This is a genomic window from Achromobacter deleyi (genome assembly GCF_016127315.1).
Taxonomy (GTDB): Bacteria; Pseudomonadota; Gammaproteobacteria; order Burkholderiales; family Burkholderiaceae_B; genus Achromobacter; species Achromobacter insuavis_A.
The window spans coordinates 851,905-875,423 of the sequence record NZ_CP065997.1; the positions used below are offsets into that span (position 1 = coordinate 851,905).

Here is a 23,519-nt window from a genome sequence, read left to right on the forward strand (position 1 = left end):
GGCACATCGGAACGGAGCGCCCCCTCATTCAAACCGTACGTTCACCATGACCTGGGTGGTGAACTTGCCGAGTTTCATGCCATCGGCGCTACCCGTTGGCGACAATTCGGCGGCGTAGGTATTACGCAATGACAAGGTGCTGCCATGCAACGCGCCGAAGTTGCCTTTCGGGGGAACGACGGCCTGGTTCAGAATGACCGGCTGGCCAGCGGGATCGGTGATCTGCATTTGCAGGCCGTTTTCCTGGCCTTCCTCGTTGCGCAGGAAGATGAAGCGCCCATCGCTGGAGAGACGCTCCGTGCCCATCGGCGTGAATGTCGCCGTGAGCGGCAGGTAGAACTCTTGATCGGGTCCCTCCCCCGGTCTGGCCGTCGTGAGGCTGCCGGTCGAGCAGGAGGGATTGATCCGCGCGGTGACATTGAAGGGCCGCTGCTGCGGCAAGGTTCCCATATAGCCGGCGGTCGCGACCACGCGGTCGAACTGAACCAGATTGTCCACGCCGACGTCGCCGATGCAGGCATCGGGGATGTACTGCAGCCGCGTGGAGCTGGTGGTCAGGAAGATGCCCGGGTTGCCTGTGCCGGTGAAGTCGGAGATCAGCTTGATCATCGTGGTTCCGGGCACCGGGTAGCGCCCCGGATTGACCTTCCTGCTTTTCACGCTCAGCCGCAGGACGATTGTGGCGTGCTGCGGCCGTTGCTGATCGGCGGGCAGGGTTCTGTCAAACGGGACGCCGATCGGAAAGAATTCGGGGAAGACCTGTGCGACGGACTCCAATGCCTTGGGAGACCAGGGATTGGCCTCATTGCCGTCGACGATGATATCCAGGGCCAGGCCGGAATCCCTCAGGGCGTTTCTCAGCGGGGTAAAGTCCCCAAGCGTCGTGAGCATGGGCTGATTCTTGGCCGGGCCTGACGTATAGGTGCATAAGTAATCTACGGCGTAGGGTTGGCTTCGATAGAGGACCGTGCCTTCCGGGGGGATTTTGCTCAAGGCGAAACTCACCGAGGGCGGCAGATGGAATTGCACGGTGCCGGCAGACCCCATGACGGAATGACATTCATCGCCTAGCGCTGTCGCCGGGATCAGCAACGCGCAGGCGATGAGCAGCCCTGCCATCAGCGCGCCCGAGCGGCCTCGGCGCGCAAATCGTGTCCGTTCAGTCATGCCGTCTTCTCGGGAACATGGCCGTTGCCCGATAGGTTGGAGGTTCGTTGCCATTTCAAGAAAAGGGGCGTTGCATGCCGTGGCGAGGACTGCGGGCAAGGCAACCGACACGGCCCCTGATCCAGGGCCGTGTCGGTTGGCAGCGTCGGACGGCGCTCGGTGGAGGCGGAAAATGGATCGAGCGATGGCGCCCGAAGCGACTCTGAATATAGGTCGGCCGAGCCCGGCTTTTGCCGTTCAGCCATAGGAGGGATTACCAAATCGGGGGGGTAATGAAGGCCTGAACGGGGGTGCGAAACCGCGCCGGCGGGGGCACCGGCCCGGAAAACAAAAGGACGGCCCCTTGCGGAGCCGTCCGTGTCACATGCGGGCGGAAAGAATCCGCCGTCGCATCACTTCTTGCCGTACACCGGCAGGCGCGCGGTCAGTTCGTTGACCTTGGCGCGCACGGCGGCGATGTTGGCTTCGTCGCGCGGGTTGTCCAGCACGTCGGCGATCAGGTTGGCGGTCAGCTCGGCCTCGGCTTCGGTGAAGCCGCGGGTGGTCATGGCCGGGGTGCCCAGGCGGATGCCGCTGGTCACGAAGGGCTTTTCCGGATCGTTCGGGATGGCGTTCTTGTTGACCGTGATGTGGGCCTGGCCCAGCACGGCTTCGGCTTCCTTGCCCGTGATGCCCTTGGAGCGCAGGTCCACCAGCATGACGTGGCTTTCGGTGCGGCCCGAGACAATGCGCAGGCCACGCTTGACCAGCGTGTCGGCCAGCACCTTGGCGTTCTTGACCACTTGCTGCGCGTAGGTCTTGAATTCGGGTTCCAGCGCTTCCTTGAAGGCCACCGCCTTGCCGGCGATGACGTGCATCAGCGGACCGCCCTGGATGCCGGGGAAGATGGCCGAGTTGATGATCTTCTCGTACTCGGCCTTCATCATGATGACGCCGCCGCGCGGGCCGCGCAGCGACTTGTGCGTGGTCGAGGTGACGAAGTCGGCGTGCGGCACCGGGTTGGGGTACGCGCCACCGGCGACCAGGCCGGCGTAGTGGGCGATGTCGACCATGAACAGCGCGCCGTTGTCGTGGGCGATGCGGGCCATGCGCTCGAAGTCGATGTGCAGGGCGTAGGCCGAGGCGCCGGCGACGATCAGCTTGGGCTTGTGTTCCTTGGCCAGTTGCTCGACCTGGGCGTAGTTCAGGACTTCGTTTTCGTCCAGGCCGTACGAGATGAAGTTGTACAGCTTGCCCGAGGCGTTGACCGACGCGCCGTGCGTCAGGTGGCCGCCTTCGGCCAGGCTCATGCCCAGCACGGTGTCGCCCGGCTTCAGGACGGCCATGTACACGCCCTGGTTGGCCTGCGAACCCGAGTTGGGCTGCACGTTGGCGGCTTCGGCGCCGAAGATCTGCTTCAGGCGGTCGATGGCCAGCTGCTCGACCACGTCGACGTATTCGCAACCGCCGTAGTAGCGCTTGCCCGGGTAGCCTTCGGCGTACTTGTTCGTGAGCTGCGTGCCCTGGGCTTCCATGACGGCCGGGCTGGCATAGTTCTCCGAAGCGATCAGCTCGATGTGCTGCTCTTGGCGAACGTCTTCCTTCTGGATGGCGGCCCAGACGTCCGGGTCAGCCTTGGAGAGGGTGAGGTTGCGGTCAAACATGACGGGGGGTTCCTGAGGCGGTAAGAGAGGAGGAAACTGCGCCCGGGTGGGTAAACCCGGATAATGACGAATAGTTTACCGCGTACCGCCGCTTCCCCTGTCGCCAAAATGCCCCGAATGGCGGCAAAATTACCGCCAAGGGCGCGAAAATTCCGGCATCCCTGCGTGGCTGGAAAACGCTCTCAACCCGACTTGAGAAACTTTCATGCAAACCCAGACTTTGATTGCGTACACCCTGGTCGCCGCCGTCAGCGTCGTCACCCCCGGCCCGGCCAGCATCCTGGCCATGCGCAATGGCGCCGCCGGCGGCCTGCGCGCGGTGCTGCCGTCGTCGCTGGGCAACGTCACCGGCCTGTTCCTGCTGTCCGCCGCCGCCATGCTGGGCCTGGGCGTGGTGCTGCAATCGTCCGCCCTGCTGTTCGCCGCCCTCAAGATCGCCGGCGCCGCCTACCTGATCTACCTGGGCCTGCGCCACCTGCTGGGCCGCAGCAGCGTGGCCGCGCCGCCGCCGGACAGCCTGGGCCGCCCGCCGCGCGGCGCGCTGGCGCTGTACCTCGAAGCGGCCTTCGTGGCCGGCCTGAATCCCAAGCCCATCCTGTTCTTCACCGCGCTGTTCCCGCAGTTCCTGAACGCGGCCGAACCGCTGCTGCCGCAGTTCTTCATCCTGACCGGCATCTTCATGGGCCTGTCGCTGCCCTCGCTGCTGGCCTACGGCCTGCTGGCGCGCCGCGCCCGCCGCCTGTTCCAGCAGCCGCGCGCGGTGCGCTGGATCAACCGGGCGGTGGGCTCGGTATTCGTCGCCTTCGGCGTGGCATTGCTGCGCCTGAAGCGCGCTGGCGCCTGAGGGCGCGGCGCGTCGGGCGAATGTGCCGGAAATAAAAAAGGGCCGCATTGATGCGGCCCTTTTTGCTGATCGCGGCGATCAGGACGCCGAGGTTGCGCCGATCTGCTTGGGCGCCAGCGCCGGGTTGAGCGTGTAGGTGCCCGTCAGCGACGCCTGCGCCAACACGTGCTTCTGGATGGCGCGCAGCGCGTCCTCGCCGGTGAACGCCCCCTGCAGGTTCAGCGTGTGGACGTCCAGCGCGTACAGCGTGAAGACGTAGCGATGCACCAGCGCGTCGTTCCAGGGCGGGCACGGGCCGTCATAGCCGAAGTAGTCGCCGCTCATGTCGTGGTCGTTGGCGAACCAGGACGAGTACGAGTTGATGCCCTGGCGGGCATCCAGCGGCGCCAGCGGGCCGCCCTTGCCGCGCGGCGTGATGCCGCTGGAAAAGGCGCCTTCGTCGATGTCGCGCATGTCGGCGGCCAGGTCCACCAGCACCCAGTGGAAGAAATCCACCCGCGGCAGGTCGGCCGGCACCTCGCGGCCCTCCTGGTTGACGTCGTCGGGCTTGGAGGGAACGTCCGGGTCGTGGCAGATCAAGGCGAACGACTGCGTACCCGCCGGGACGTCGTCCCAGGAAAACTGCGGGTTGAAGTTGTCAGCCAGCGCGACGTGCGATTGCGCATCGATCTTGCCGAAGGCGTAGCGCTCCGGAATCGACTCGTGATCGGAAAAAGACAAACTCGAAAGTTTCATGTCGTGCTCCTTGAAGTGCTGCGAAGGCATTCCAGCCTTGAACGTCCCTCCAGCGTATCAAAATCTTCGCGATTATGGGTTCAACTTAACACGCGCGAACTTGCGCTTGCCCACCTGGACGACGTAAGTCCCTGCCGGCAGTTGCAACGATTTGTCTTCCACCCGGTCGCCATTGACCCGCACCCCGCCCTGTTCGACGTTGCGCTGCGCCTCGGAACCCGATGCCACCAGCCCCGCTTCGCGCAGCAGCTTGAGGATGCCGACCGGCGCGCCGCCGATGCTGACCTCGGGCATGTCTTCCGGAATCGCGCCGTCGCGGAAACGCGCCTCGAACGTGGCCAGCGCGTCGTCGGCCGCCTTGGCGGAATGGAAGCGGGCGATGATTTCCTGGGCCAGCATGACCTTGGCGTCGCGCGGATTGCGGCCGCCCTCGATCTCCTGGCGCAGCGCGGCGATGTCTTCCAGCGAGCGGAACGACAGCAGCTCGAAGTAACGCCACATCAGCGTGTCGGAAATCGACATCAGCTTGCCGAACATCGAATCGGGCGACTCCGAAATGCCGATGTAGTTGCCCTTGGACTTGGACATCTTCTCGACGCCGTCGGTGCCGACCAGCAGCGGCATCGTCAGGATGCACTGCGGCTCCTGGCCATACTCCTTCTGCAGCTCGCGGCCGACCAGCAAGTTGAACTTCTGATCGGTGCCCCCCAGCTCCAGATCGGACTTCAGCGCCACCGAGTCGTAACCCTGCATCAGCGGGTACAGGAATTCATGCACCGAGATCGGGATGCCGCCCTTGAAGCGCTTGGTGAAATCCTCGCGTTCCATCATGCGCGCCACGGTATAGCGCGACGCCAGCTGGATCATGCCGCGGGCGCCCAGCGGGTCGCACCACTCGGAGTTGTAACGGATCTCGGTGCGGGCCGGATCCAGCACCAGGCTGGCCTGCGCATAGTAGGTCTTGGCGTTGGCCTCGATCTGTTCGCGCGTCAGCGGCGGACGGGTGCTGTTGCGGCCGCTGGGGTCGCCGATGGTCGAGGTGAAGTCGCCGATCAGGAAGATGACCTCGTGGCCCAGGTCCTGCAACTGGCGCATCTTGTTGAGCACGACGGTGTGGCCCAGGTGGATGTCCGGCGCGGTCGGATCCAGCCCCAGCTTGATCCGCAGCGGCACGCCGGTGGCGCGGCTGCGGGCCAGCTTGCGGGCGAATTCGGATTCGACCAGCAGTTCATCGCATCCGCGCTTGGCAATACGCAGATCGGCTTCGACTTCGGGGGTGATGGGGGCTTCTGAAGATGACATTTTTGGGGGGGCCGCGACGGCTTCAGCCGATAAAAAGGTGTAAAAAGTGACGAAAACTATCGAAAATTCTAGCCGAATCAGCTAGGATACCGCCCTAATCATACGCAACTGTCATATATACGCAGTTGCGCACCGGTCACCCGCTGTTCACAAGTTGCGCCCCGCGCCAGCCCTTGCCCCGGAAAACGTGGCGCGCGGGGGCCGTTCGTGTCACGCACCCTGCGAGCTCAAGCCACCTGAGAGGGTATCTTCACGATGAATCGTGGCCTCCACGACATGGCGAGTAGCATCAAGCGCAAAGTTGCTGCCCTGTTTGCGCCCGTCGAGCCCAAGCCCCATCGCTCGGGACTTCTCCGTCGCACTCTTCTCGTCACCGCAATGGGTCTGTTTGCCGGCGCCGCCGCCCTGGGCATGGTGCAGCAACCCGACCGCAGCGAACTCCCCCCCACCCGCGTCATCCAGAGCATCCTGCCGCTGACCACCGAACAGGTCGAAGTCAGCACGCCCAGCGCCGCGCCGTACATCAGCGAAACCCGCATCCGCGCGGGCGACACGCTGGCCGCCGTGCTGCAGCGCCTGGAACTGGATTCGCCGGATCTGCAGACCTTCCTGACCCACGACGCCAGCGCGCGCAGCATCTACAAGCTGTACCCGGGTCGTTCGGTGCAGGCCGCGACCGACGCGGAAGGCAACCTGATCTGGCTGCGCTACATCCACACCCCCGGCAACGAGACTGACGGCCAGGTCGTCACCCGCATGCTGCACGTGGCGCGCACCGACAACGGCTACAAGGCCGAGGAAATCACCGAGAGCACCGATCGCCAGACCCGCGTCGCCGTGGGCACGATCCGCTCCTCGCTGTTCGGCGCCACCGATGCCGCCGGCATCCCGGATTCGGTCACCATGCAGATGGCCGACATCCTCAGCGCCAAGATCGACTTCCTGCGCGACCTGCGCCAGGGCGACCAGTTCCGCGTGGTCTACGAAGTGCGCTCGCACGACGGCCGCTACGCCGGCGCGGGCCGCGTGCTGGCCCTGGAATTCATCAACGGCGGCAAGACCTACTCCGCCGTCTGGTTCAGCGCCGACAACAAGACCGGCTCGTACTACGACTTCGACGGCACCAGCCTGCGCGGCGCGTTCCTGCGCACCGCCCTGAAGTTCAGCCGCATCAGCTCGACGTTCGGCATGCGCATGCATCCGATCCACAAGACCTGGACGGGCCACAAGGGCGTGGACTACGCCGCGCCCTCGGGCACGCCGATCCACTCCACGGCCGACGGCACGGTGGAGTTCTCGGGCTGGCAGAACGGCTACGGCAACGTGGTCATCATCAAGCACCACGGCAAGTACTCGACGCTGTACGCTCACCAGAGCCGCATCGCCGAAGGCATCACCAAGGGCAGCAAGATCTCGCAGGGCCAACTGATCGGCTACGTCGGCGCCACCGGCTGGGCCACCGGTCCGCACCTGCACTACGAGTTCCGCGTGGACAACCAGCCGATCGACCCGCTGTCGGTCGACCTGCCCGTCGCCCGCGCCCTGGAACCGGCCGAGATCCGTGCCTTCAACCAGGCCGTGGCGCCGTACAAGCAGCAGATCCAGCTGCTCACCGAATTCCAGCAGACCCTGCCCGACGCGCTGACCAACGTGGCCAGCCGCTAAGCCGGACCTGCATGACGCACCCGCAAGGCGGCCCGCGCATCTCGATGCCGGGCCGCTTTTTTTTCAGGCGGCATCCGATATGACGACACCCCAGCATTTCATCGGCCTGATGTCCGGCACCAGCGTGGACGGCGTCGACGGCGTCCTGGCGCGCCTGCGCGACGGCCTGCCGCCGCAGGTGCTGGCCAGCGCCAGCCTGCCGATGCCGGCCGCGCTGCGCGCCGAATTGCTGGCGCTGAACCTGGCCGGCGACGACGAACTGGCGCGCGGCGCGCTGGCCGCCAATGCGCTGGCGCGCCTGTATGCGCAGGCGGTGGCCGACCTGCTGGCCGGCGCCGGGTTGCGGGCGCAGGACGTCGCCGCCATCGGCGCACACGGCCAGACTGTGCGCCACCGCCCCGACAGCGGCTACACCGTGCAGTTGAACGCGCCCGCCCTGCTGGCCGAGCTGACCGACATCGACGTGGTGGCGGACTTCCGCAGCCGCGACGTGGCCGCCGGCGGCCAGGGCGCGCCGCTGGTGCCGCCGTTCCATGCGGCCGTGTTTGGCGCGCCGCAAGGCCGCGCCGTGCTCAACCTGGGCGGCATCGCCAACGTCACGCTGCTGGCGCCGGGGCAGGCGCCGCGCGGCTTCGACACCGGCCCGGCCAACGTCTTCCTGGACGGCTGGTGCCAGCGGCATCTGGGCCAGCCCTACGATGCCGATGGCCGCTGGGCCGCCACTGGCCAGGTGCTGGCGCCGCTGCTGGAACAACTGATCGCGAGCGAACCCTGGTTCGCGCTGCCGCCGCCCAAATCGACCGGCCGCGACCTCTTCAACCTGCGCTGGCTGGACGACCGGCTGGCCGCCTTTGACGGCCCCAGGCCGGCCCCGCAGGACGTGCAGGCCACCCTGCAGCGTCTGACGGCCCGCACCGTGGCCAATGCCATCGACGCCGCCGGCGACGACGTGCGCGAGCTCTATGTGTGCGGCGGCGGCGCCCACAACCCAGGGTTGATGCGCGAGTTGGCGTATTGCCTGCAGCGTCCGGTGCATGCCACCGACGCGCTGGGCGTCCCGGCGCAGCAGGTCGAGGCGCTGGCCTTCGCCTGGCTGGCGCAGGCCTTCCTGGCACGCCGGCCCGCCGGCCTGCCCAGCGTCACCGGCGCCCGCGGGCCGCGTATCCTGGGCGCGCTCTACCCCGCCTGACGCCCCGCTCGCGCCCAGCAAAAAGCCCTTCGGAAAACCGAAGGGCTTTTTTGTCGGTCGGACAGACGGCGGCGCGCTGTCATCGCGGCCCGACGCCGCGCGCGGAATTACACCGAGAACGACGAACCGCAGCCGCAGGTGGTGCTGGCGTTGGGATTGCGGATGACGAACTGCGCGCCTTCCAGGTCTTCCTTGTAGTCGATCTCGGCGCCGACCAGGTACTGGAAGCTCATGGGGTCGACCAGCAGTTGCACGCCAGCCTTGTCCAGCACGGTGTCGTCTTCGTTGACGACTTCATCGAACGTGAAACCGTACTGGAAACCCGAACAGCCGCCGCCCTGCACGAACACGCGCAGCTTCAGCTCGGGATTGCCTTCCTCGGCCAGCAGGTCCTTGACCTTGGCGGCTGCCGAGTCGGTGAACACCAGGGGAGCAGGCGGGGCGGCCTGCAGGTCGACGGTTTCGGTCACTGCATTCATGATTCACTCCTGGCCGCTGGGGCCGTATTCCGATGAGCGGCTGCGCCACTCGCATGTAGTCACTATAGCGCAGGCGCCGCCCGGACTCAAAGTTCGAGCTTGACACTGCGGGAGGCGCGGACCACATCGCCCTCCAGGACACTGATGGTCACGCTTTCGGGGACAAATCCCTCGGGCACCGCCAGGACGCCCTGGCTGCGCTGGTACTGGTCGAACTGCAACGCCAGGGAGGCGGCCGTCGTGGTTTCGCCGGTGGCGGGCACCGGGCCGCTTTCGGCCTTGACCAGCATCGGCGCCAGGTCGACGGTGACGGTTTCGCCCTTGAGCGTGCCGGTGGCCTGGAACCGCAGCGTGCCGGCAAACGGGGCCGCGCCATTGCGGCCGCTGCGCATCAGCAGCACCTTGTAGCGCAGGCCGCCGCCGTCGCGGTCGATCTGGGCGCCGCGGATGTCCACGGTGCCTTCCGGCCCCGGCGGCAGCAATTGTTCGTAGAACGCCAGCTGGTCGCGCACCCGGCCGACTTCGGCCTGCGCCGCGTGCAGCTGGGTTTCGAGTTCCTGGCGCGCCGAGCGCTCGATCACGAGCTCGCCGTCGGCGGTGTCGAGCTGGCCGCGGGTATAGCGCAGCTGGACCGCCTGCTGGCGCATGGCTTCGTCGCGCGCCTCGGCCTGGTCGGCGCTGAGCACCACCGCGTCCTTGGGCTGGTAGACGCCACGGGCGTAGTAATAGCCGGCCGCGGCCCCCACCAGCACGCCCGCCAGCACGCCGGCGGCAACCCGCAGGCCAAGGCCGGGGCGGGAGGTTCGAGGTGTCGGGGAAGAATCGTTGGACATGGAAAGCGGGCCGGCGGGCTGGCCGCCGGCCCGGCGCGGCATCAGGGCAGGATCGCGACCTGGTCGAGACCGACGGTCTCGGGGAAACCGAACATCAGGTTCATGTTCTGCACGGCCTGGCCGGCCGCGCCCTTCACCAGGTTGTCCTGCACCACCATGATGATGAGCTGGTCGCCGCCGCCCGGACGCGACAGCGCGATGCGCAGGTTGTTCGAGGCGCGCACCGAGCGCGTCTCGGGCAGGCTGCCGGCGGGCATGACGTCGACGAACGGCTCGTCGGCATAGCGCTGCTCGAACAGGGCCTGGAAGTCGGTGTCGCGCGCCTCGGGCTTGATGCGGGCGTAGATGGTCGAGTACATGCCGCGGATCATCGGCACCAGGTGCGGCACGAAGGTCAGGCCGACCTTGCCGCCGGCGATCTTCTCGAGCTGGGCGACGATTTCGGGATGGTGGCGGTGGCCGGCCACGCCGTAGGCCTTGAAGTTGTCCGAGGCCTCAGAAAACAGCGAACCGACTTCGGCCTTGCGGCCGGCGCCCGACACGCCCGACTTGCAGTCGGCGATCAGGGTCTGCGCATCGACCAGCTGCTTGCCGCCTTCGAGCAGCGGGGCCAGGCCCAGCAGCACGGTGGTCGGGTAGCAGCCCGGGTTGCCGATCACGCGCGCCTTGGAGATGGCTTCGCGGTTCAGCTCGACCAGGCCGTACTGGGATTCAGCCAGGATGTCCGGGCAGGTATGGGGAATCTTGTACCAGCGTTCGAAGGTGGGCACGTCCTGCAGGCGGAAGTCCGCGGCCAGGTCGATGACCTTGGTGCCGGCGGCGATCAGTTCCTGGGCCTGGGCCATGGCCACACCATGGGGCGTGGCGAAGAACACCACGTCGCAGTCGGTCAGCGTGGCCTTTTCCGGCGAGGAAAAGGCAATCTGCACGCGGCCGCGCAGGTTCGGGTACATGTCGGCCACCGGCAGCCCGTCTTCCTTGCGGGACGTGATGGCGGTCAATTCCACATGGGGATGCTGCGACAGCAAGCGCAGCAGTTCGACGCCGGTGTAACCGGTGCCGCCGACGATACCAACCTTGATGCGGGAGTTCGATGCTTGGGCCATGATGTGTGCTCTTCGTAGAACGAGGCTCGATTGTATCGCTCGGACAACCGGCCTTGCCGCCACGCCTGAAAGCGCGCGGCGACCGTTGTCCGACCGGACGAAGCCTGCGGAGTTCCGCGGGCCTGGATCGGGGCCTGGGCCCCGGGATGTAAAAAAAAGCCCGCACGAGGCGGGCTTTTTTCGCAGCGATTAACGCTTGCTGAACTGCTTGCGACGGCGCGCCTTGCGGAAGCCGACCTTCTTGCGTTCGACTTCGCGGGCATCGCGGGTCACGAAACCCGCTTGCGACAGCGCGGGCTTCAGGGTCGCGTCGTAGTCGATCAGGGCACGCGTGATGCCGTGACGGACTGCGCCGGCCTGGCCGGTTTCACCGCCGCCGTGCACGTTGACCTTGATGTCGAACGATTCCAGGTGGCCGGTCAGTTCCAGCGGCTGGCGCACGACCATGCGGCCGGTTTCACGAGCGAAGAACTCGTCGACGGGCTTGCCGTTGACGACGATCTTGCCGGTGCCCTTCTTGATGAAAACGCGAGCCACCGAAGTTTTGCGACGGCCGGTTCCGTAGTTCCAGTTACCGATCATGGCGTTTCCTTAGATATCCAGCGTCTTGGGCTGCTGGGCGGTGTGCGGGTGCTCGGCACCGGCATAGACCTTCAGCTTCTTGATCATGGCGTAGCCCAGAGGACCCTTGGGCAGCATGCCCTTGACGGCCTTCTGGATGGCGCGACCGGGAAAACGCTCTTGCATCTTCTCGAAGTTCGTTTCGCGGATACCGCCCGGGTACGTGGTGTGGCGGAAGTACTTCTTGTCCTTCGCCTTGGTACCGGTAACGACGATATCGGAAGCGTTGATGATGACGATGTAATCGCCAGTATCAACGTGCGGCGTGAATTCAGGTTTGTGCTTGCCACGCAGACGACGTGCGACTTCGCTGGCCACACGACCGAGGACTTTGCCCTTGGCGTCGATCACAAACCAGTCACGTTGGACTTCATGCGGCTTGGCCACAAAGGTCTTCATGATGGTTCCTAGATATAAAAATGGTCTCTGACTGGACGATCCAGCCAGGCTTTTTTCCTCAACTAGACAATGGAGCCGGCATCTTTCCAGCAACTGGGTTTCAGTGCCGGGTTTGAGCCGATCGGGTTTGAGCCGATCGCTTTTCAGCCGATCCATTGCCCCTATCGACGTCCCGCCTAAGCGTTATTACCCGCCCGTGCAATGGTCAAAATGAGGGAAAGCCTGAAATTCTACCACGGATGCTCAAAAAATGGGCAATCGCGGTCGGATCCAGGCAAACGAACAGCCGCTCCCTGGGCAGCGGCTGTCGCATTCTTAAAAAGGGACGCAAGTGCAGCCCTTTCGGCCCCGCCCAGTGCCCCGCCGCGCGGCGCGGATCAGGCGCCCAGGTAGGCTTCCAGCACCCGCGGATGGCCCAGCAGCCCGCGGCCGGTGCCCGACAGCGCCATGGCGCCGTTCTCCAGCACGTAGCCGTGCTGGGCGATCTTGAGCGCCTGGCGCACGTTCTGCTCCACCAGGAACAGGGTCAGGCCGTCGGCATTGATCGCCCGCAGCGAGCGGAAGATTTCCTGCACCACGATCGGCGCCAGGCCCATCGACGGCTCGTCCAGCAGCAGCAGGCGCGGCTTGGCCATCAGGGCGCGGCCGATCGCCAGCATCTGCTGTTCGCCGCCGGAGAGGTTGCCGGCGATGCCGGTGATCCGCTCTTTCAGGCGCGGGAACAGGTTGAAGACGTATTCCAGGTCCGAGTCGACGTTCTTCAGGCCACGACGGTAGGCGCCCAGCTCGAGGTTTTCGAGCACGGTCATGGTGGTGAGGATGGCCCGGCCTTCCGGCACCTGGACGATGCCGCGCGCCACCAACTGGTGCGGCGCCAGGTTGGTGACGTCCTCGCCTTCGAACAGGATCTTGCCGCGCGCCTTGGGCAGCAGGCCCGACAGGGCCAGCAGCGTGGTCGACTTGCCGGCGCCGTTGGCGCCGACCAGGGCGGTGATTTCCTTGGCTTCCAGGTCCAGGTCGATGCCGCGGACGGCTTCGATATGGCCGTAGTTGACCTCGAGTCCGCGGACTTCCAGCATTGCGCTCATTGTGCGGCCTCCGCGTTGTCGATGTCGTCGTCGTCCTCGCGGCCCAGGTAGGCCTCGATGACCTGCTCGTTGTTGCGGATCTCTTCGGGTCCGCCGCAAGCGATGATCTTGCCGAAGTTCAGCACCGCGATGCGTTCGCACAGCCCCATCACGAAGCGCATGTCGTGCTCGATCATGAGGATGGTGTAGCCGCGGTCGCGGATCGCCAGGATCTCGCGCATCAACTCGGCGCGTTCGCCGGTGTTCATGCCGGCGACCGGCTCGTCCAGCAGCAGCAGCTTGGGCTCGGTGGCCAGCGCGCGCGCCAGCTCCAGGCGGCGCTGTTCGCCGTACGACAGGTTGTCGGCCAGGTCGTTGGCCTTGTGGTCCAGGCGCATCCACGTCAGCAGCTCGTGGGCGCGCTCGCGGGCGCGCTTCTCATGCTCGCGGTAGCCCGGCAGGCCCAGCAGCAGGCTGGGGAAGCCGTAGTTCATGTGGCGATAAGCGCCCACCACCACGTTCTCCAGCAACGTCATCTCCTTGAAGAGACGGATGTTCTGGAAAGTGCGGGCGATGCCCATGCGGGTGATGGCGTGCGGCTTGCGGCGCAGCAGGCTTTCGCCCTTGAAGGCGATGCCGCCGCCGCTGGGCGGCAGCAGGCCGGTGATCAGGTTGAACACCGTGGTCTTGCCGGCGCCGTTGGGGCCGATCAGGCCGAAGATCGCGCCTTCGGGCACCGACAGGCTGACGTCATGCAGCACGTGCAGGCCGCCGAAGCTCTTGGAAACGGAGGTCAGCTCAAGCATGGCGCTTGCCTCCTTGACGCATCCAGCGCTTGAAGCGCGCCGGATCCCAGATGCCTTGCGGCAGGAACAGCACAATCACCACCAGGATCACTCCGTTGATGACCAGGCGGAAATCCGCGAAACCGCGCAGCATCTCGGGCAGCACGGTAATGATGAAGCTGCCGAGCACGGGACCGGCCAGGCCGCCGATACCGCCCAGGATGGCCATCGTCAGGATTTCAACGCCACGGTCGAAGCCGTATTCGTTGGGGCCGATGAAGAAGGTCAGATGCGCGTTGAGGGCGCCGGCCAGGCCGGCGATCATCGCGCCCGCCACGAAGGCCAGCATCTTGTTGGCGCGCACGTCGATGCCCATCAGGCCCGCCGCGGTCTCGTCGCCGCGGATGGCCTCGAAGGCGCGTCCGATCTTCGAAGCGCGCACGCGCCACAGCACGAACAGCACGATGACGACCGCCAGGATGACGTGCCACCACTGCGTCAACTGCGGAATGCCGTTCAGGCCCAGCGCGCCGCCGGTGATCGACTCGGTGTTCAGCACCGTCACCCGCACCACTTCGCCGAAGCCCAGCGTGGCCATGGCGAGGTAGACCCCTGACAGCCGCAAGGTCGGCAAGCCGATCAGCGCCGCCACCAGGGCTGGCGCCGCCATGCCGCCGGCCAGCGCGACCGGGAACGAGACGTCGTAGTTCATGGTGAGCAACGCCGCCGCGTAGGCGCCGATGCCCATGAAGGCCGCATTGGCCATGGCCAGCATGCCGCAGGCAAGCGTCAGCCAGATGGAGAGGGCCAGCAGGGCGTTGGTGCCGAGCGTCAGCACCAGGTTGCCATAGATGGCCCAGAAGTTTTCGAATCCGCTCATACTCACGCCTTGCGTTGAACCACTTTGCCGAACAGACCTTGCGGGCGCACCAGCAGGATCAGGAACAGCAGGCCGAATGCCACCGCGTCGCGCATGGTGGAGCCGATGTAGGCCACCGACAGCACTTCAGCGAAGCCCAGGAACAGCCCGCCCAGCATGGCGCCGCGAATGTCGCCCATGCCGCCGAGGATGATGACCGCGATGCCCTTGTGCAGCATCGGCTGGCCCATCAACGGGAACAGCGCATTCGAGTACAGGCCGATCAGCACGCCCGCGACCCCGCCCAGGGCGGCGGCGGCGAACGAGGTGGTGATGAAGAGCTTTTCGACGTTGATGCCCAGCAGCCAGGCGGCCTTGGGCGATTCGGCAATGGCGCGCAGGGCGCGGCCGAACTGCGTGCGACGCATCACGAACATCAGCAGGGCCATCAGCGCGAACGACAGGAAGATGATGCCCAGTTCGATCACGGTCAGGTGCAGGCCGGCGATCTCGATGACTTCCTCGGGCACGGTGCCGTGCGGGAAGCGCAGGTTGCTGGCGCCGAAGATGCCTTGCGCGCCATTGTTCAGGATGATGCCCACGCCGATCGTGGCGATCATGGGGATCAGGTGGGGTGCATTGCGTTTACGCAGCGGCTTGAGCACCAGGTAGTCGATGATGACCCCGGTGAAGCCGGCAACGAAAAATGCCACCATCAGCGCCGCCCACAGGGGCAGGCCGAAATGCTGCACCACGGAGAGCGCCGCGTAGGCCCCCACCATGAAGACGGCGCCATGCGCGAGGTTGATCACCCCGAGCACGCCGAATACCAGCGTGAAGCCCAGCGCGAACAGTGCGTACACACAGCCCAGCGACAAGGCGTTAACGAATTGTTGTTCCAACATGATGGGACATATTCCAAATCAAAAAAGAGCCTCCACGCTGCGCCCCCTGCGTGGACTTGCCGCTCGCCAGGCTCGGCTTCGGGACCCGGGGCAGGCCTGTGTAAGGCCTTCCACGCCGCGCATTGCGTGGACCTGCCGCCCTGAGAGAGCCGTTCTATTCCTGGGGAGTCCTACGATAAAAAGCGCCTTGCGGACCGCGGCCAGCCGCCGTCCGCAAGGCGCATCCCCCCGCGCGGGGATGCGGACTGCTTACTTCTCGATGACGTACTTGCCGTCCTTGGTCACGCTGACGATCGGCGCCTGGTCGGCGTCGTAGCCGGCGGGCTTGCCGGCGCGGTCGGTGGCCTGGCGGAACTTGAAGCCGCCGGTGGCGCCGGTCCATTGGACCGACGGCAGCGCGTCACGCAGGGCGGCGCGATCCTTGGCCAGTTCGCCGGAGATCTTGGTGTTCTTCAGGGCCTGGGCGACGATGTACATGGCGTCGTACGACTGCGCGGCGAACTGGTCGGGCGCGCCGTTGAACTTGGCCTTGTAGGCGTCGATGAACTTGACGTTCTCGGGGGCCTTGTTCTCGATCGACCACGGGCTGCCGATCCACAGGTTGTTCGACGCGCCGCCGGGGGCCAGGTCGAAGATCTTGACCGAGTTCATGCCGTTGCCGCCGATGACGGGCACGTTCAGGCCCAGCTGACGGGCCTGCACCATGATCGGGGCGCCTTCGGCCAGCAGCGCCGACAGCACGATGGCGTCGGGGTTGGTGCCCTTGATCTTGGTCAGCTGGGCCTTGAAGTCGACGTCGCCCTTGGCGAACGTTTCGGTCGTGGTGACCGGGATCTTCTGGTCTTCCAGGGCCTTCTTGAAGTTGTCGTAGCCGCTCTTGGTGAAAACGTCGTCGTTGCCGTACAGCACGGCCACGTTCTTCAGGCCGGTCTTGGCCTTGACGGTGGAGATGGTGGCCGGCAGCACGTCGGCTTCGGTGACCGAGTTGCGGAACACGTAGTTGCCGATCGAGGTGATGCCGTCGGCGGTGTTGGAGGTGCCGAAGGCGACCGTCTTGGCGGCCTGGGCGACCGGGTCGGCGGCCTGGGCCGAGTTCGACAGCGTCGGGCCGAAGACCATCAGGACGTTGTCCTTGAAGATCAGCTTCTTGAAGACGTTGATGGCTTCTTCTTTCTTGCCTTGCTCGTCCTCGACCACCAGCACGATCTTGTTGCCGTTGATCCCGCCCGCGGCGTTGATCTCGTCAGCCGCCAGTTGGAAACCATTGCGGATCGACACGCCGTACTGGGCGGCGCCGCCCGACAGGGCCTCGGCCACGCCCAGCTTGATGTCGGCCGCATGGGCAGCCGGGACGATACCGGCGGCGATCAGCGCGGCCAGCAGCTTCTTGGTCTTGGATTGCATGGTTGATACCACCTTAAAGTCTGTCTCGGAATGTTGGTTATCCAGGCCGGGATGTTCCCGCCGGATTGACGTCCAATGGCGCCTGAAGGCGTCACGTTTGCGCGTCAAGACCCGGGATATTACTCCTTTGTATCAGGCCGAAACTCGAATGCCGTTCAACAAAAGGAGCAAAACCGCCCATTTTTTTGTAAAAAAACCGGGGTTATCAGCGAAAACCCCACCTCCAACCGAATGCCATTCGGCATCCGGACCTGCCATCAGCTGCGCGCCGACAGCGCCACGCCCAGGTACTGGTCGTAGGCGCCGCGGGTCAGGCGGAACCAGGGCATCGCGCTGTCGCGAAAGCCCATGTAGTTGTCGTGGATCGTCTTGAACTTCGGGTCTTTCTCGCTCAAGTCCTTGTAGACCTGCAGGGACGCCTCGAACGCCGCGTCCATGACCGAGCGCGGCAAGGCGCGCACCTGCGCGCCGGCCGCGACCAGCTGGGCCAGCGCGGCGGGATTGCGGGCGGCGTAGGCCGCCGTGGTGCGGGTGTGCGCGGCCAGGGCGGCGGCCTCGAGCACGGCCTGGTAGTGCTTGGGCAACTTGGCCCAGGCCTCTTCATTGATATAGAGCGACAGCTGTTCGCTGGCGGCCCACCAGCTGGGACCGTAGTAGAACTTGGCGGTTTTGTTCAGGCCCAGCTTGCCGTCGTCGTAGGCGCCTGCGCCGGCCACGGCGTCCGGGCCCGTCTTGGCGGCCGTCTCGGCGGGCTTGGCTCCATCAGTGGGCTTGGCGCCGTCGGCGGGCTTTGCTCCATCGGCAGGCTTGGCCCCGTCAGCGGGCTTGCCGCCCTCCGCCGGCTTGGCGTCCTTGGGATCCTTGGCGGCTTCGGCCGGCTTGGCCTCCTTGGCGGCCTCGGCGCCCTTCCCTTCATCGGCCTGCGCGGCCGCTCCGGCCTGCTGCGTCGCCACGCCCAGGTGCGCCAGCACCTGCGCCGCCAGGCCGTCGACGCGCATCCTCAGGTCTTTAAGATCGGTGGCACGCTTGATCTCGCGGTTGGACCACAGGCCCATCTGCGAACCGGTGTTGCCGAGCGGAAAGTTGATGATCTTCTGCGCCTTGAACAGCTCGCGCGTCAGGCGCAGGCCGTCGCCTTCGAGCATCCAGGCATTCATCTGGCCCGCGTCGAGTCCGAACGGCACCGCCGAATCGAAGCAGAAGGCGGGGTTTTTGGCGAAGTAGATGCCTGAAGAGACGTGGGCGCACTCGACCTTGGCGGCGCCGACCGCGTCCATCAGTTCCGCCGCGGGCGCGATCTCGCCGTCCGCCAACTGGCGGATGCTGAACTTGCCGCCGGTGGCGTCGGAGACGAATTTGCGGAAGATCTCGCCGGCGCCGAAGCGCAGGTCCAGCGCGGCCTGGAAGCCCGACGCCAGGCGCCAGCTGATCGAGGGGGAATCCTGCGCCAGGGCGGGAGCGCTGATCGCCGCCCCCGTCGCCACGGCGCCCAGGCCGGCCTGCTTCAAGAATGAACGTCGTTGCATCTCTTTGCTCCTCTACAGCGATACCAGTTTGAGCAATACCCGCCGGATATTACACGTTGCAATCGTGCCTGACGGCTAGAGGAATTCCCGAGCGGTCAAGGATTGCAAAGAGCGCGCAAACGACAACGCCCGCCTGTCGGAGCCCGCGGGCCCCGCGCAGGCGGGCGTTGCCAGGGCGACGCGGAATCAGGTGCCCGCGATCGCCATCTGCTCGATCAGGATCGAGCCGGTGGTCTTGGTGCCGCGCGAGATCGTGTCGGCGCCCACCGCGACGATCTGGCGGAACATGTCCGACAGGTTGCCGGCGATGGTGATTTCCTGCACCGCGTGCTGGATCTGGCCGTTCTCGACCCAGTAGCCGAACGCGCCGCGCGAGTAGTCGCCGGTGACGTAGTTCACGCCCTGCCCGATCAGCTCGGTGACCAGGAAGCCGGTGCCCATCTTCTTGAGCATGGCCTCGAAGTCGTCGCCGCGGCGCGTCAGCGTGGAGCTGAAGACCAGGTTGTGCGAGCCGCCGGCGTTGCCGGTGGTCTGCATGCCGAGCTTGCGCGCGGTGTAGGAAGACAGGAAATAGCCTTCCAGCACGCCGGCCGACACCACGCTGCGCTTGCGGGTGCGCACGCCTTCGTCGTCGAACGGCGAGCTGCCCATGGCGCCGCGGATGTGCGGGTCTTCGGTCAGGTTGATGTGCTCGGGGAAGATCGGCTTGCCCAGGGCGTCGAGCAGGAAGCTGGCCTTGCGGTACAGCGCGCCGCCGTTGGCGGCCTGCGTCAGGGCGCCGACCAGGCCGAGCGCCAGCGGCGCCTCGAACAGGACCGGGAACTTGCCGGTGCGGATGCGGCGCGCCGACAGGCGCGACAGGGTGCGCTCGGCGGCGTAGCGGCCGACGGCCTCGGGCGTGGCCAGCTTGGCCGGATCGCGCTCGGAGGTGTACCAGTAGTCGCGCTGCATGCCGTTGCCGCGCCCGGCGATGGGCGCCACCGACAGGCTGTGGCGCGAATACGGGTAGCCGCCCAGGAATCCACGGGTGTTGCCCATGACGAACTGGCCTTCGTAGGTGCCGACCGTGGCGCCATCGGTATTGGTGATGCGCGCATCGACCTCGCGCGCGGCGCGTTCGGCGCGCAGCGCCAGCTCGGCGGCTTCCTCGGTGGACACCGTCCAGGCGCGATGCAGGTCGAGGTCGGGGAATTCGGTGGCCAGCTGGTCGGCGTCGGGCAGGCCGGCGGCCGGGTCGGCGGCGGTGTGGCGGGCGATGTGCCAGGCGGCTTCGACCGTCTGGCGCAGCGCGGCCTCGGAGAAGTCGGAGGTCGAGGCGGAGCCGCGGCTCTGGCCGGCGTAGACCGTCAGGTCGAGCGAGCGGTCACGGGTCTGTTCGACGGTCTCGATGTCGTTCTTGCGCACCGATACCGACAGGCCCAGGCTTTCGGAAACTTCGGCCGCGGCGTCCGAGGCGCCGATCTGGCGCGCGTAGGCCAGCGTTTGCTCGACGAGTTCGGAAAAACGCGCGTGATTGGCCGCCAGCGGCAAGGAGGAGGAGGATTTGACCATTGCTGTCCAATTTGCAGAGACGGTTATCATAGCCAAGTCTGTCATTGCGCAGTTTTCCATGAATTCCCATATCGAAGAAGAATCCACCGACGGCTACGACGAGAACGGCTACGATCGTCCCAGCAAGTCCCAGGTCAAGCGCGACATGCACGCGCTGCTGGACCTGGGCAAGCAGCTGATCGAACTGTCCCCCGATCGCCTCAAGCAGTTGCCCCTGGCCGAACGCCTCTACGAGGCGATCCGCGAGGCGCAGCGCACCACCAGCCGCGAAGGCCGGCGCCGCCAGACCCACTTCGTGGGCAAGCTGATGCGCGACGCCCCCGCCGACGAGATCCGCGCCCAGCTCGACGTCTGGGAAAACGGCTCGCGCGAGGAAACCGCGGCCATGCACCGCCTGGAAACCCTGCGCGACCGCCTGCTCGACGACGACGAGGCTCTGACCAAGCTGCTGAACGACAATCCGCAGGCGGATGTGCAGCAATTGCGCGCGGTGATTCGCGCCGCCCGCAAGGAAAAGGCGGCCAATTCCGCCCTGCTGCAAGGCCAGGAACCGCAGAAAAAGCACTATCGCGCGCTGTTCCAGACCCTCAAGACCCTCACCCACTGATTGCGCCCGCCGTCCATGAACGCCCCGACCGACCTGCTCGATTGCATCGAGATCGAAACCGCCCCCAACCCCACGCACGCCGTGATCTGGCTGCACGGCCTGGGCGCCGACGGCAACGACTTCGCGCCCATCGTGCCGGAACTCGACCTGCCGGCCGGCCTGGGCGTGCGCTTCGTCTTCCCCAATGCCCCGGTGCAGCGCGTCACCATCAACAATGGCATGGCGATGCGTTCCTGGTACGACATCCTGGTGATGGACCTGGTGCGGGTGGAAGACGCCAAGGGCATCCGCGCCTCGGAAGCCGCGATCCACAAGCTGATCGCGCGCGAGAACGCGCGCGGCATCCCGACCTCGAACATCGTGCTGGCGGGCTTCTCGCAAGGCTGCGCCATGACCCTGCACACGGGCCTGCGCCTGCAGGACAAGCTGGCCGGCATGATGGGCCTGTCGGGCTACCTGCCGCTGCTGGACAGCGCCGAGACCGAGCGCGCCCCGGCCAACCAGCGCACCCCGATCTTCCTGGCCCACGGCCTGTATGACCCGGTGGTGTCGCTGCCGCGCGCCGAGGCCTCGCGGGCCGAGCTGGAGCGCCTGGGCTACGACGTGCGCTGGCACACCTACCCCATGCCGCACTCGGTCTGCGCCGAGGAAGTGGCCGACATCTCGCGCTTCCTGAACCAGGTCCTGGCCTGACGCGGGCGGCGCGCGCCGCGCCGCTGCCCCCCAGGCTCGGACTCTCCGGGCCATTCCAACGGGGGATTCCCCTGCTTTGTATACCAAGTGGTATTCCAGCGCCGGATTTTCCGGCGCCGGCTGACGCTCGCCCCTAGAGAAAACGCCAATATCAAAACGCTTGTGGGCCGCGATTGTTGAATATAGTATTCAATCACGCCGTATCGGCCCGGGCAAAAAAAGTTCGGGCTTCCCTGTTGTTGCAGTCGATCCATCCCATTGGCCGTGTCGCGCCGGGTTTCGGCGAGGCATTCAGACGCAGGAGAAAGTCCCGTGAAGCCCTTGCCATTGCCCCGCCGGGCAGCGGTGGCGCTGTTTGCCGCGCTCGCCGCCATCGCCCCCTTCGCCAGCCACGGCGAAACCCTGAATCCTCCCGTGAAGGTGCGCTACGAAGAGGTGGTGCGCTCGATCCTGTACGTGCCCAAGTACGTTGCCTTGTCGCAGGGCTACTTCAAGGACGCCGGGCTGGACGTGTCCATGAAGACCTCGCAGGGTACCGACAAGGGCATGACCGCCCTGCTCTCGGGCAGCGCCGACATCGTGCTGATCGGCCCCGAGGCCTCGATCTACGTGCAGAACAGCGAATCGCCGGTCAAGCCCAAGATCTTCGCCGGGCTGACCGCCACCGACGGCTTCTTCCTGCTGGCGCGCAAACCGGTCGAGAAATTCGACTGGAGCATGCTCAAGGGCAAGGAGGTGATCGGCTTCCGGCCCGGGTCGAACCCCATCGTGTTCCTGGAGACCGCGCTGCGCAAGCACGGCCTGGATCCGCAGAAGGACGTCAAGCTGCTCAACAACATCGGCATCCCCGCGCGCGCCGGCGCCTGGATGGCCGGCCAGGGCGAGTACGGCATTTTCCTGGAACCCGAGGCCGGCGAGCTGGTGCGCAACGGCAAGGGCTACATCGTGGCCTCGGTCGGCCACGAGGTCGGCCAGGTGGACTACACGGTTTTCACCGCCACCGACAAGTACATCCGCGACAACCCCAAGGTGATCCAGGCCTGGACCAACGTGGTGGCGCGCGCGGAAAAGTACGTGAAGGACACGCCGGCGGCCACGCTGGCGCCGCAGATCATGAGCTACTTCCCCGGCATGGACGCGGGCGCGGTGACCGACGCCATCGAGCGCTACAAGCAGTACCAGATCTGGAAGACCACGCCGCTGGTGACGGCCGAGGCCATGAACCAGCTGCAGGACATGCTGATCGCCAGCGCGGTGATGAAGGACGGCGCCCGCGTCAAATACGAAGACGTGGTGGTGGCCGACTTCGCCAGGAAGGTGCCGTGATGAGCGCCGTCGTCCACAATCTCAAGCCGGACCCGGCCACGGCCAAGATCGAACTGCGCGATGTCTGTTTGAGCTACTTCACGCCGGAAGGCGAGACCGAAGCGCTGTCGCAGGTGTCGTTCGCGCTGGCGCCGGGCGAATTCGTCAGCCTGATCGGCCAGAGCGGCTGTGGCAAGAGCACGTTGCTGTCGCTGATCGCCGGCCTGCACGCGCCGACCTCGGGCACGGTGATGATCGACGGCCAGGCGGTCACCGAACCCAATCCGCGCATCGGCTACATGCTGCAGCAGGACTATCTTTTCGAGTGGCGCACCATCCTCGACAACGTCATGCTGGGCGCCGAGATCCAGGGCCGGCGCGATGCGCGCAGCGAGGCGCGGGCCGTGCACCTGCTGGAAAAGTGCGGGCTGGGCGCGTTCCTGTCGCACACGCCGCGCCAGCTGTCGGGCGGCATGCGCCAGCGCGCGGCGCTGGCGCGCACGCTGGTCACCGAGCCCGACGTGATCCTGCTGGATGAGCCATTCTCGGCGCTCGATTCGCAGACCCGGCTGGCGATCTCCGACGAGGTCGTCGACATCCTGCGGCGCGAGGGCAAGACGGTGGTGCTGGTGACCCACGACATCGGCGAGGCCATCGCCATGACCGACCGCGTCATCGTGCTGTCGCGCCGGCCCGGCCGGCTCAAGAGCCAGTACCGCATCCACTACGGCGACGGCGCCCGCCCGACGCCGTTCCAGGCCCGCTCGCGGCCGGAATTCAATGCCTACTTCAAACAGCTCTGGGACGAGCTGGACGTCCATGTGGAGGGTTGAG

23 protein-coding genes are annotated in these 23,519 nt (G+C 66.1%); 7 read left to right on the plus strand and 16 right to left on the minus strand.

The window, feature by feature from the left end:
- Positions 1-24 precede the first annotated feature (24 nt).
- Complete coding sequence (locus I6I07_RS03815) at positions 25-1,167, minus strand: hypothetical protein (RefSeq protein ID WP_198485696.1); 1,143 nt, start codon at positions 1,165-1,167, stop codon at positions 25-27.
- Between the two features lie 392 nt (positions 1,168-1,559).
- Complete coding sequence (gene glyA, locus I6I07_RS03820; protein WP_006392797.1) at positions 1,560-2,810, minus strand: serine hydroxymethyltransferase; 1,251 nt, start codon at positions 2,808-2,810, stop codon at positions 1,560-1,562.
- 205 nt (positions 2,811-3,015) lie between these two features.
- On the opposite strand from glyA, the gene I6I07_RS03825 reads away from it, so the two are divergent.
- Positions 3,016-3,654, plus strand: a complete 639-nt coding sequence (locus tag I6I07_RS03825; RefSeq protein WP_198485697.1) for a LysE family translocator — start codon at positions 3,016-3,018, stop codon at positions 3,652-3,654.
- Positions 3,655-3,732: 78 nt separating this feature from the next.
- Here I6I07_RS03825 and I6I07_RS03830 read toward each other — a convergent pair whose 3' ends face one another.
- Positions 3,733-4,389: a YbhB/YbcL family Raf kinase inhibitor-like protein gene (locus tag I6I07_RS03830; RefSeq protein ID WP_198485698.1), complete on the minus strand. Its 657-nt coding sequence runs from the start codon at positions 4,387-4,389 to the stop codon at positions 3,733-3,735.
- A gap of 72 nt (positions 4,390-4,461) precedes the next feature.
- Positions 4,462-5,691 carry a tyrosine--tRNA ligase gene (gene tyrS / locus I6I07_RS03835; protein ID WP_198485699.1) on the minus strand — a complete coding sequence of 410 codons (1,230 nt, stop codon included), beginning with the start codon at positions 5,689-5,691 and terminating at the stop codon, positions 4,462-4,464.
- A 255-nt stretch (positions 5,692-5,946) separates the two neighbouring features.
- On the opposite strand from tyrS, the gene I6I07_RS03840 reads away from it, so the two are divergent.
- Both I6I07_RS03840 and I6I07_RS03845 read left to right on the plus strand, forming a co-directional pair.
- Positions 5,947-7,356: a M23 family metallopeptidase gene (locus tag I6I07_RS03840; RefSeq protein WP_198485700.1), complete on the plus strand. Its 1,410-nt coding sequence runs from the start codon at positions 5,947-5,949 to the stop codon at positions 7,354-7,356.
- Positions 7,357-7,435: 79 nt separating this feature from the next.
- Entirely contained in the window at positions 7,436-8,545 is a 1,110-nt protein-coding gene (locus I6I07_RS03845) for an anhydro-N-acetylmuramic acid kinase (protein WP_198485701.1), read from the plus strand.
- Between the two features lie 107 nt (positions 8,546-8,652).
- Here the strand turns inward: I6I07_RS03845 and erpA are convergent, their stop codons facing one another.
- The 12 genes from erpA to pmbA all read right to left on the minus strand — a co-directional run bounded on the left by erpA (position 8,653) and on the right by pmbA (position 20,080).
- Entirely contained in the window at positions 8,653-9,024 is a 372-nt protein-coding gene (gene erpA, locus I6I07_RS03850) for an iron-sulfur cluster insertion protein ErpA (protein WP_006388644.1), read from the minus strand.
- 86 nt (positions 9,025-9,110) lie between these two features.
- Entirely contained in the window at positions 9,111-9,857 is a 747-nt protein-coding gene (locus I6I07_RS03855) for a DUF6776 family protein (protein ID WP_198485702.1), read from the minus strand.
- A gap of 41 nt (positions 9,858-9,898) precedes the next feature.
- Positions 9,899-10,963 (minus strand): N-acetyl-gamma-glutamyl-phosphate reductase, encoded by a 1,065-nt coding sequence (argC, locus tag I6I07_RS03860; protein WP_198485703.1) that lies wholly within the window; start codon positions 10,961-10,963, stop codon positions 9,899-9,901.
- A gap of 189 nt (positions 10,964-11,152) precedes the next feature.
- The gene (rpsI, locus tag I6I07_RS03865; protein ID WP_006388641.1) at positions 11,153-11,545 is read right to left on the minus strand and encodes a 30S ribosomal protein S9; all 393 of its coding nucleotides are present in this window, start codon (positions 11,543-11,545) and stop codon (positions 11,153-11,155) included.
- 9 nt (positions 11,546-11,554) lie between these two features.
- Positions 11,555-11,983, minus strand: coding sequence for a 50S ribosomal protein L13 (gene rplM, locus I6I07_RS03870; RefSeq protein WP_006217309.1), 429 nt, complete (start codon positions 11,981-11,983; stop codon positions 11,555-11,557).
- Between the two features lie 377 nt (positions 11,984-12,360).
- Positions 12,361-13,071: an ABC transporter ATP-binding protein gene (locus I6I07_RS03875; protein ID WP_006392789.1), complete on the minus strand. Its 711-nt coding sequence runs from the start codon at positions 13,069-13,071 to the stop codon at positions 12,361-12,363.
- Entirely contained in the window at positions 13,068-13,856 is a 789-nt protein-coding gene (locus tag I6I07_RS03880; RefSeq protein WP_006392788.1) for an ABC transporter ATP-binding protein, read from the minus strand. The genes I6I07_RS03875 and I6I07_RS03880 overlap by 4 nt, the downstream gene beginning before the upstream one ends.
- Positions 13,849-14,715: a branched-chain amino acid ABC transporter permease gene (locus I6I07_RS03885; protein WP_006392787.1), complete on the minus strand. Its 867-nt coding sequence runs from the start codon at positions 14,713-14,715 to the stop codon at positions 13,849-13,851. Before I6I07_RS03885 ends, I6I07_RS03880 begins: the two co-directional genes overlap by 8 nt.
- 2 nt (positions 14,716-14,717) lie before the next feature.
- Entirely contained in the window at positions 14,718-15,599 is an 882-nt protein-coding gene (locus I6I07_RS03890) for a branched-chain amino acid ABC transporter permease (RefSeq protein ID WP_006388637.1), read from the minus strand.
- Between the two features lie 249 nt (positions 15,600-15,848).
- On the minus strand, positions 15,849-17,003 hold the full coding sequence (locus tag I6I07_RS03895) for an ABC transporter substrate-binding protein (RefSeq protein ID WP_198485704.1): 1,155 nt from the start codon (positions 17,001-17,003) through the stop codon (positions 15,849-15,851).
- Positions 17,004-17,260: 257 nt separating this feature from the next.
- Positions 17,261-18,529 carry a TRAP transporter substrate-binding protein gene (locus tag I6I07_RS03900; protein ID WP_198485705.1) on the minus strand — a complete coding sequence of 423 codons (1,269 nt, stop codon included), beginning with the start codon at positions 18,527-18,529 and terminating at the stop codon, positions 17,261-17,263.
- A gap of 186 nt (positions 18,530-18,715) precedes the next feature.
- Complete coding sequence (gene pmbA, locus I6I07_RS03905; protein WP_006392784.1) at positions 18,716-20,080, minus strand: metalloprotease PmbA; 1,365 nt, start codon at positions 20,078-20,080, stop codon at positions 18,716-18,718.
- Positions 20,081-20,138: 58 nt separating this feature from the next.
- Here pmbA and yjgA point away from each other — a divergent pair, with 58 nt between their 5' ends.
- The 4 genes from yjgA (at position 20,139) to I6I07_RS03925 (ending at position 23,518) form a co-directional block, all read left to right on the plus strand.
- Entirely contained in the window at positions 20,139-20,687 is a 549-nt protein-coding gene (gene yjgA, locus I6I07_RS03910; RefSeq protein ID WP_061072504.1) for a ribosome biogenesis factor YjgA, read from the plus strand.
- Positions 20,688-20,702: 15 nt separating this feature from the next.
- Entirely contained in the window at positions 20,703-21,380 is a 678-nt protein-coding gene (locus I6I07_RS03915; RefSeq protein WP_198485706.1) for an alpha/beta hydrolase, read from the plus strand.
- A gap of 312 nt (positions 21,381-21,692) precedes the next feature.
- Positions 21,693-22,706: an ABC transporter substrate-binding protein gene (locus tag I6I07_RS03920; protein WP_198485707.1), complete on the plus strand. Its 1,014-nt coding sequence runs from the start codon at positions 21,693-21,695 to the stop codon at positions 22,704-22,706.
- A complete protein-coding gene (locus tag I6I07_RS03925; protein WP_006388630.1) occupies positions 22,706-23,518 on the plus strand; it encodes an ABC transporter ATP-binding protein in 813 nt (270 codons plus the stop codon). The genes I6I07_RS03920 and I6I07_RS03925 overlap by 1 nt, the downstream gene beginning before the upstream one ends.
- Position 23,519 lies beyond the last annotated feature (1 nt).

What these genes read in the sequence shown, in the direction of transcription:
- I6I07_RS03895 (WP_198485704.1), bottom strand. Translation starts at nt 17,003, where the DNA reads ATGCAATCCAAGACCAAGAAGCTGCTGGCCGCGCTGATCGCCGCCGGT.
- I6I07_RS03830 (WP_198485698.1), bottom strand. Translation starts at nt 4,389, where the DNA reads ATGAAACTTTCGAGTTTGTCTTTTTCCGATCACGAGTCGATTCCGGAG.
- I6I07_RS03880 (WP_006392788.1), bottom strand. Translation starts at nt 13,856, where the DNA reads ATGCTTGAGCTGACCTCCGTTTCCAAGAGCTTCGGCGGCCTGCACGTG.
- I6I07_RS03875 (WP_006392789.1), bottom strand. Translation starts at nt 13,071, where the DNA reads ATGAGCGCAATGCTGGAAGTCCGCGGACTCGAGGTCAACTACGGCCAT.
- I6I07_RS03840 (WP_198485700.1), top strand. Translation starts at nt 5,947, where the DNA reads ATGAATCGTGGCCTCCACGACATGGCGAGTAGCATCAAGCGCAAAGTT.
- I6I07_RS03900 (WP_198485705.1), bottom strand. Translation starts at nt 18,529, where the DNA reads ATGCAACGACGTTCATTCTTGAAGCAGGCCGGCCTGGGCGCCGTGGCG.
- rpsI (WP_006388641.1), bottom strand. Translation starts at nt 11,545, where the DNA reads ATGATCGGTAACTGGAACTACGGAACCGGCCGTCGCAAAACTTCGGTG.
- tyrS (WP_198485699.1), bottom strand. Translation starts at nt 5,691, where the DNA reads ATGTCATCTTCAGAAGCCCCCATCACCCCCGAAGTCGAAGCCGATCTG.
- argC (WP_198485703.1), bottom strand. Translation starts at nt 10,963, where the DNA reads ATGGCCCAAGCATCGAACTCCCGCATCAAGGTTGGTATCGTCGGCGGC.
- glyA (WP_006392797.1), bottom strand. Translation starts at nt 2,810, where the DNA reads ATGTTTGACCGCAACCTCACCCTCTCCAAGGCTGACCCGGACGTCTGG.
- I6I07_RS03825 (WP_198485697.1), top strand. Translation starts at nt 3,016, where the DNA reads ATGCAAACCCAGACTTTGATTGCGTACACCCTGGTCGCCGCCGTCAGC.
- I6I07_RS03845 (WP_198485701.1), top strand. Translation starts at nt 7,436, where the DNA reads ATGACGACACCCCAGCATTTCATCGGCCTGATGTCCGGCACCAGCGTG.
- yjgA (WP_061072504.1), top strand. Translation starts at nt 20,139, where the DNA reads ATGAATTCCCATATCGAAGAAGAATCCACCGACGGCTACGACGAGAAC.
- I6I07_RS03815 (WP_198485696.1), bottom strand. Translation starts at nt 1,167, where the DNA reads ATGACTGAACGGACACGATTTGCGCGCCGAGGCCGCTCGGGCGCGCTG.
- rplM (WP_006217309.1), bottom strand. Translation starts at nt 11,983, where the DNA reads ATGAAGACCTTTGTGGCCAAGCCGCATGAAGTCCAACGTGACTGGTTT.
- I6I07_RS03885 (WP_006392787.1), bottom strand. Translation starts at nt 14,715, where the DNA reads ATGAGCGGATTCGAAAACTTCTGGGCCATCTATGGCAACCTGGTGCTG.
- I6I07_RS03855 (WP_198485702.1), bottom strand. Translation starts at nt 9,857, where the DNA reads ATGTCCAACGATTCTTCCCCGACACCTCGAACCTCCCGCCCCGGCCTT.
- pmbA (WP_006392784.1), bottom strand. Translation starts at nt 20,080, where the DNA reads ATGGTCAAATCCTCCTCCTCCTTGCCGCTGGCGGCCAATCACGCGCGT.
- I6I07_RS03915 (WP_198485706.1), top strand. Translation starts at nt 20,703, where the DNA reads ATGAACGCCCCGACCGACCTGCTCGATTGCATCGAGATCGAAACCGCC.
- erpA (WP_006388644.1), bottom strand. Translation starts at nt 9,024, where the DNA reads ATGAATGCAGTGACCGAAACCGTCGACCTGCAGGCCGCCCCGCCTGCT.
- I6I07_RS03925 (WP_006388630.1), top strand. Translation starts at nt 22,706, where the DNA reads ATGAGCGCCGTCGTCCACAATCTCAAGCCGGACCCGGCCACGGCCAAG.
- I6I07_RS03890 (WP_006388637.1), bottom strand. Translation starts at nt 15,599, where the DNA reads ATGTTGGAACAACAATTCGTTAACGCCTTGTCGCTGGGCTGTGTGTAC.